This is a genomic window from Pricia sp. (assembly GCF_041745955.1).
GTDB lineage: Bacteria > Bacteroidota > Bacteroidia > Flavobacteriales > Flavobacteriaceae > Pricia.
In genome coordinates this window covers 1-7,689 of the sequence record NZ_JBGTHY010000126.1, presented here as the reverse complement: position 1 = coordinate 7,689, position 7,689 = coordinate 1, and the positions used below count along the sequence as shown (strand labels likewise).

The 7,689-nt window shown below is 47.0% G+C and carries 8 protein-coding genes; 3 read left to right on the top strand and 5 right to left on the bottom strand.

Features of this window, described 5'->3' with window-relative positions; translation table 11 throughout:
- The 3 genes from gpmI to ACEW8S_RS04475 form a co-directional block, all read left to right on the top strand.
- Positions 1–1,476 (top strand): 2,3-bisphosphoglycerate-independent phosphoglycerate mutase (gene gpmI / locus ACEW8S_RS04485; protein WP_373516984.1); only part of this gene is annotated, 1,476 nt, incomplete at its 5' end.
- Positions 1,477–1,496: 20 nt separating this feature from the next.
- Complete coding sequence (map, locus tag ACEW8S_RS04480; RefSeq protein WP_373516983.1) at positions 1,497–2,315, top strand: type I methionyl aminopeptidase; 819 nt, start codon at positions 1,497–1,499, stop codon at positions 2,313–2,315.
- 170 nt (positions 2,316–2,485) lie between these two features.
- Positions 2,486–3,250 carry a class I SAM-dependent methyltransferase gene (locus ACEW8S_RS04475; protein WP_373516982.1) on the top strand — a complete coding sequence of 255 codons (765 nt, stop codon included), beginning with the start codon at positions 2,486–2,488 and terminating at the stop codon, positions 3,248–3,250.
- Between the two features lie 22 nt (positions 3,251–3,272).
- Here ACEW8S_RS04475 and ACEW8S_RS04470 read toward each other — a convergent pair whose 3' ends face one another.
- The 5 genes from ACEW8S_RS04470 to ACEW8S_RS04450 form a co-directional block, all read right to left on the bottom strand.
- Positions 3,273–4,280, bottom strand: coding sequence for an FAD:protein FMN transferase (locus tag ACEW8S_RS04470; RefSeq protein ID WP_373516981.1), 1,008 nt, complete (start codon positions 4,278–4,280; stop codon positions 3,273–3,275).
- Between the two features lie 183 nt (positions 4,281–4,463).
- Positions 4,464–4,823, bottom strand: coding sequence for a Na(+)-translocating NADH-quinone reductase subunit F (locus ACEW8S_RS04465; protein WP_373516980.1), 360 nt, complete (start codon positions 4,821–4,823; stop codon positions 4,464–4,466).
- Between the two features lie 23 nt (positions 4,824–4,846).
- Positions 4,847–6,154, bottom strand: coding sequence for an NADH:ubiquinone reductase (Na(+)-transporting) subunit F (nqrF, locus tag ACEW8S_RS04460; RefSeq protein ID WP_373516979.1), 1,308 nt, complete (start codon positions 6,152–6,154; stop codon positions 4,847–4,849).
- Positions 6,155–6,158: 4 nt separating this feature from the next.
- Entirely contained in the window at positions 6,159–6,941 is a 783-nt protein-coding gene (gene nqrE / locus ACEW8S_RS04455) for an NADH:ubiquinone reductase (Na(+)-transporting) subunit E (protein WP_373516978.1), read from the bottom strand.
- A 25-nt stretch (positions 6,942–6,966) separates the two neighbouring features.
- The gene (locus ACEW8S_RS04450) at positions 6,967–7,614 is read right to left on the bottom strand and encodes an NADH:ubiquinone reductase (Na(+)-transporting) subunit D (RefSeq protein ID WP_373516977.1); all 648 of its coding nucleotides are present in this window, start codon (positions 7,612–7,614) and stop codon (positions 6,967–6,969) included.
- Positions 7,615–7,689 lie beyond the last annotated feature (75 nt).

Below are 7,689 nucleotides of genomic sequence, written 5' to 3'. Positions count from 1 at the left end.
AAATCTTCCGATCCCAGCGTCTCCGCCATAGACAATGCGAACACGCCCTTCGTCGATTCGCTCTACAAAGACTATCCCAACGCGAATTTGTTGACCGATGGTATGAACGTGGGCCTTCCCGAAGGACAGATGGGCAACAGTGAAGTGGGCCACATGAACTTGGGTGCGGGGCGGATTGTCTATCAAGACCTTGCCAGGGTAAACCTGGCCATAGAAAAAGATACGTTAAAGGATGAGAAGGTGCTGAGAGAAGCCTTTTCCTATGCCATAAAGCACGATAGACCCGTTCATTTTCTAGGCCTTTTGAGCGATGGCGGCGTACATAGCCATACCACCCACCTAAACGGGCTCATAACCGCCGGCGAGCGTTACGGTGTAAAGCGAATGTACGTTCACGCCTTTACGGACGGTCGGGACGTAGATCCAAAGAGCGGAATTGGCTATTTGAAAGATTTGACCCAATTCTGTTTGGATACAAAGGCCCAGTTGGCCACCGTAATCGGCAGGTACTACGCCATGGACCGGGACAGTAGATGGGAACGTACCAAAATGGCCTATGACCTTTTGGTCAACGGTATCGGTAAAAAATCCAACGATATTTCTGGCACGGTACTCCATAGCTATGACGAAGGGGTGACCGACGAATTCCTAAAACCTATCGTACTCACCAACGACGATGGTACGCCCGTAGCAAAAATTCAGGAAGGTGATGTAGTTATCTTCTTTAATTTCAGGACCGACCGTGGCCGACAATTGACCCAGGCCCTTAGCCAAATGGATTTTCATGGGCAAGATATGCACCGCTTGAAATTGTATTACGTGACGCTAACCAATTATGACCAGACCTTTGAGGATATAAAAGTTATCTATGAAAAGGATAATATCAAGGAAACCTTAGGAGAGGTTCTGGCAAATGCCGGTAAAAAACAGATCCGTATTGCCGAAACCGAGAAATATCCGCACGTTACCTTCTTTTTTAACGGCGGAAGGGAAGTTCCCTTCGATGGCGAACAGCGGTTGCTATGTCCATCGCCGAAGGTCGCGACCTACGATCTTCAGCCCGAAATGAGCGCCTATGAAATTCGGGATGCCATTATCCCCGAACTCCAAAAAGGGGAAGTCGATTTTGTATGCCTGAACTTTGCCAATCCGGATATGGTAGGGCACACGGGCGATATGGAAGCGGCCATCAAAGCCTGTGAAACCGTCGATGCATGTGCCAAAGCTGTCATTACGGTTGCCAAGGAAAACGGATATTCAACCATCGTCATCGCCGACCATGGCAATTGCGAAACCATGGTCAATCCCGATGGTAGTCCCAATACGGCACACACCACCAATCCTGTACCCTTAATTTTGGTGGATGACGATATCAAACAAATTAAGGATGGGGTCTTAGGCGATATCGCACCGACCATTTTAAAGATGATGGGTATCGAAAAGCCGAAGGTAATGACACGGGAGCCATTGGTCTGAAAGCTTTATCTTTGCAAACTATGGTAAAAATCAAAACATCCGAAGAAATCGAACTCATGCGCGAGAGTGCCTTGGTGGTCTCCAAGACACTGGGCATGCTGGCATCGGAAATCAAATCGGGAATACATACGCTTTACCTGGATAAACTTGCGGAAGAATTCATCCGCGAGCAAGGCGCGGAACCGGGATTTTTAGGTATGTACGACTTTCCGAATACCTTGAATATGAGTCCCAATGCCCAAGTGGTACATGGTATTCCCAATAAAGTACCGCTGAAAGAGGGCGATATTCTCTCCGTGGATTGCGGTGCCTTAAAAAACGGATATTACGGCGATCACGCCTATACATTTCCCATCGGGGAAATCGATTCCGAAACAGAAAAATTGTTGCGGGTCACTAAGGAGTCCCTCTATATCGGCATCCGTGAATTTAAGATCGGTAACCGGGTGGGCGACGTAGGCTATGCCATCCAAAACTACTGCGAAGGGCATGGCTATGGAGTGGTGCGCGAGCTGGTAGGGCACGGTTTGGGGGAAAAACTGCACGAATCCCCCGAAATGCCCAACTATGGCAAACGCGGTCGAGGCAAGAAATTCCTAGAGGGCATGGTAGTCGCCATAGAGCCCATGATCAACGGCGGCACCCGACGCATCAAACAGTTGAAGGACGGGTGGACCATTCTCACCGCCGATGGGAAGCCCAGTGCGCACTTCGAGCACAATGTGGCGATTGTCGATGGTAAGCCGGAGCTGCTTTCAACGTTTCAGTATATTTATGAGGCGCTGGGGGTCGAAAGTGATGAGGAGGAGGAGTTTCGGCGGTCTAAGATGGTACTTTGATTAGGGCGTGATTGGCAAGAAATTCACGAAGAATGCCATTTGGCACTAGTGGGAAGCTAGCGCTAGCGTCTCGATTTTGGTTTTTGGTTTTAAGAGTAAGAAATTCGAGAGAATTCCGGATAGTTCGGAACACTCAATTATCATAATAGTTGCGAAAATTAGTGTAATCCGTGTCCAAACTTTTCAAGTACATTCTCAATGCCCTTCCCAGGCCACTTCTTATAAAGCTCAGCTATCTCGCGCGTCCGGTATTGGCGTTCTGGATGCGGGGTGACCGATATGAGGACCCTATCGACGGAAAGCGTTTCAAGGGATTCTTGCCCTACGGTTATGAAAGTCCGCGTGAAAATGTACTCTCCCCCTCTACCCTATCGCTGGAACGCCACCGGCTGTTATGGTTATATCTTAAGAACGAGACCGATTTTTTTTCCGCTCCCCTTAAAGTCTTACACTTCGCCCCTGAACAGGCATTTTACCAGCGTTTCCGCAAACTCAAAAATCTGGACTATATAACGACCGACCTGGACTCTCCCCTAGCGGACGTCAAGGCCGATATCTGCAACCTACCTTTCGAAAACGAAACCTTCGACGTCATTCTCTGCAATCATGTTCTCGAACATATTCCCGATGACACCAAGGCGATGTCGGAGATGTACAGGGTACTCAATACGGGGGGATGGGGCATTTTCCAAATTCCCCAAGACTTGAAACGCGACGAAACCTTTGAAGACGATACCATTACGGATCAAAAAGAACGGGCCAAAATTTTCGGACAGTACGATCACGTCCGCATCTACGGCAGGGACTATTTCGACAAATTGAGGAACATCGGCTTTACCGTCGAGGAAATAGACTATACGGCGTCATTGACGGCATCGGACATTGAAAGATACCGTCTTGCAAAAGGGGAGATTATACCTTTGGTACGAAAATAAGCCAAAAAGACCCATTGCTACCCTACTCCGTAATCAACTGCTTAAACCCTTCGGTCATAAATTCCTGGGGCTCTCCTTTTTCATCGAGGTAAACGATATAGGCTTCCAGTTCGCGTTGGCCCATCAACAGTTTAATGGCCGCGTCGAGGTCCATAGCCATAAGGGCCGTGGCATAGGCATCTGCCTTGGCACAGGTGTTGGCCAAAGTGGTGACCCCTAAGGTATTCGCATTCTTGGTGAATCCCGTTTTGGGATCTATAGTATGCACATATTTATTACCCGTAATCGAATCCGTCCTGAACTTTCGATAGTTTCCCGAGGAGGCCAAGGCCCTATCCTTTAAGGTAATAAGTATCTTAGGTTTGCGAGTTTCGCCCATTTGGGGATCTTCGATACCGACTACCCATTGCTTTTCCTTGATCGTATTCGAGCCTTTGGCGACTACTTCGCCTCCTACTTCCAACAGATAATTTTGAATATTTTTGTGGTCCATCATTAGGGCCAACCGATCTATCGTGTAGCCTTTGGCAATCGCGTTGAAATCAAAATGGATGTCAGGATGCGATTTTTCAATGGTATTTTGATCCTCAAGGGTTACTTTATCAAAACCGACAAAGTCCAACAAACTATCGATTCGAACGCTGTCAAGTTCCATTTGTTCCCCAGGACCAAATCCCCAGGCATCCACTAAGACCCCTACGGTCGGGTCAAAGTAACCGTCCGTTTTTTGATAAATTTCCTTGGAAAGTCCAAAAACGTCGCGAAACATGGCGTCGACCACCAAGGTAGAATCGCCGCGATTGATCTTGGAAATATCGGAATTGGGAATGTAGGTGGACAGGGATCGGTTGACCGCATCGAAAACCGAATCGATTTCTTTTTGAAAATCCAGTGGTTGGTCCGACAAATAGGTAAGAGTGTACGAAGTACCCAATGCTCCGCCAGTGTTTTGGTTTTTAAAGATTTCCGGTCGATTGGGCGAGCACGAAAAAAGCAGTAGTACAATAAGGGGTAAAAAAGTGTATTTCATCTTCTATAAAGAAATCCTAATCGTTATTTCTACATGTTAAAAGATTCTTGGCTAGCGATCTATAAGCTCAGGGCAACACCATTCGACCCAGCTCAGGCCAGCTCAGGCCAACGCACGGGAATGATTAAAATTTTGAAAATTTCAAAAGATTCCCGCTCAAGAGAATTACAAAGACTTTACATCTTAGACTTCGATCAGTCCCCCGTACTCCACAATATAATCCTCGTTCAAGTATACGGGAAGCTCCCGGTCCTTGGCATTCGAAAGCCCGACACCTGCGTAATAGGATTTGGCCTCGAAACTTTCGGCATGTTTTTTTACTTTCTCCATTAGATCGGAGTCGTATTCCTTGGGGTTTTCAGGATAGGACACACAACGTACCACGATAAAATGGAGCTGCTTTTCCTTCAAGCAAACGAACTGTGGATTCTTTTTCGGTTTGCTATTGACCCCCATGAATTCAAAACCCTCGGCTTCCAACTGCTTGCCGACGATATTCATAGCCAAGTTGTGTAGCTCCTGTTCCGTCAGGGGTGTGCCCATGGTCAACTCTTCGTTCAAAAAAATTATCCTCCAAAATCATCAAAACGGATGTGTTCGTCGGGAATTCCATAATCCTCGCCCATTTTCTGTACTGCTTTGTTCATCAACGGTGGGCCACAGAAATAAAGTTCAATATCTTCGGGTGATTCATGTTTGCTCAAATAGTTATCGATAACGCAGTTGTGGATAAAACCGACAAATCCGTCACCCGGCGCATCGATATCTTCCTTGACCTTCCAGTTATCTTCTTCCGCTGGCTCTGAGAGGGCCATATAGAACTTAAAGTTCGGAAATTCCTCTTCCAACTTCTTGAAATGGTCGATATAGAACAATTCCCTTTTTGAACGTCCACCATACCAATAGGTTACTTTTCTATTGGTTTTTAAGGTATTGAACAAATGGTACAAATGGGATCGCATGGGTGCCATACCGGCACCACCGCCCACATATACCATTTCGGAATCGGATTCATTGATAAAGAATTCACCATACGGTCCTGAAATCGTCACATCATCACCTTTCTTCAACGAAAATATATAGGACGAAGCAACCCCGGGATTCACATCCATCCATCCGTTTTTGGCACGGTCCCAAGGTGGGGTGGCGATACGAACGTTCAACATAATCTCTTTACCTTCCGCTGGATAGGAAGCCATGGAATAGGCCCTTTCGACCGTTTCCGGATTTTTCATTTTCAAGGGCCATAGGTTGAACTTGTCCCATTCGTCTTGAAATTTATCGGGAGTCTCATGCTCTTCGGGATGCGCGGTTATATCGATATCCTTATAATTGATTTCGCAGGCGGGAATCTCGATCTGTATGTAGCCCCCGGCCTTGTAGCCCATATCCTCTTGGATTTCGACCACGAATTCTTTGATAAAGGAGGCGACGTTATAGTTGCGCACCACCTTGGCAGGCCATTTTTTGATACCGAACACCTCTTCCGGTATCGTGATTTCCATATCCTGTTTCACCTTGACCTGACAGGCCAAACGCGCACCTTGGTTCAATTCCCGTTTTGAGAAGTGGGGCGTCTCGGTGGGAAGCGCTTCGCCACCGCCAGAGAGTACATGGCACTCACATTGGATGCAGGTACCGCCGCCGCCACATGCGGAGGGCAAAAACACCTTTTTACTACCTAAGGTAGTCAGTAGCGAACTGCCGGATTCCACTTCCATTTGCTTTTCACCGTTGATGGTAATCGTAACCGGGCCCGATGGCGACAGCTTTTCCTTGGTAAACAATAATAGGGCGACCAATAGCATTAAAAGTATCAAAAAGGCGACTACGGTAATCAATATCGTTCCGCCTGTGCTCGTAGCTAACATCATCTTTTTACTTGTTTAAAGCGTCAGTATAGGAGATTTCCTTTTCGTCGATCTCCTTTTTAGTTCCTTCGGTATCCTCTTGTCCGAGAAGTCCGTCTTTATCGGTCTCGGGCACTTCGTTCTTTTCGGTTTTTGTCGCGGTGGTCTCCTCGACAGGTGCAGCCTCGTCGCCCCCGGTCAACATCCCTCCAAAACTCTGAAAACCTATACCCATGAGTCCCGTTATGATAAAGGTAATTCCCAGACCCCTCAACGGTGGCGGAACGTTGGAATATCGAATTTTTTCACGTATCGCGGCGATGGCCAGAATAGCCAAAAACCAACCGATGCCCGAACTAACGCCGTAGTTAAAGGCCAAGCCCAAGCTTTGGATGTCCCTGGACTGCATAAACAACGAACCTCCCAAAATCGCACAGTTTACGGCGATCAATGGCAAAAAGATGCCCAAGGAATTGTAAAGGGCAGGCGAAAATTTTTCGACCACGATCTCTACCAACTGCACCATTGTGGCAATGGTAGCGATAAAGAGGATGAAGGACAAAAAGCTAAGGTTGTAGTCCGCATATTCAGGACCTAACCAAACCAATGCCCCGTCACGTAAAAGGTATTGATCTAACAGCCAGTTCAGCGGTACGGTAACGGCAAGTACAAAGATGACCGCCGCCCCCAAACCTATGGCGGTGGCGACTTTTTTTGAAACCGCGAGGTAGGAACACATTCCCAAGAATACGGCGAATACCATATTATCGATGAAAATGGACCTAAAAAATAATTCTATATGCTCTAACATAATTTTGTTTTAAACCGATCCATACTCAATTGTCCTCGACCAATGCGGGGTTACGTGAACGTTGTACCCAAATAATGATGCCCACCACGATCAAGGCCGCGGGCGGAATAATCATAAAACCGTTATTTTCATAACCGGTGGCATAAAGACCTGTTTTGGCAATGGGATCACCAAGAACGGCATATCCGAACAAGGTTCCCGAACCCAAAAGTTCCCGAACGAAACCGACCATAACCAAAATGACCGCATAGCCCAAAGCGTTTCCGATGCCATCGAGAAAAGACCGCCACGGCCCATTGGCCAATGCGAACGCCTCAAAACGCCCCATGATGATACAGTTGGTAATGATCAAGCCTACGAAAACCGATAAAGTCTTGCTCAGTTCGTAAGCAAAAGCTTTGAGCACTTGATCCACCACGATCACCAAGGTAGCGACCACGATCAACTGCACGATGATCCGTATCTTGGAAGGGATAATGTCTCGCATCACAGAAATGACCACGTTGCCAAGTCCCATTACGAACAATCCCGCAATCGCCATTACTACAGAGGCCTTTAATTCCGCAGTAATCGCCAATGCCGAACAGATTCCCAATACCTGAATCGTTATCGGGTTGTTGTCCGCCAGCGGATCTGATATTAGGCTGACGTCTTTTTTTGTCAATAGTGCCATATTAGTTTTCGCTTATTTTGGTTAAATACTTTTTGTATAAATTTACGCTTTCGGAAATCATTGCGGAAACCCCGT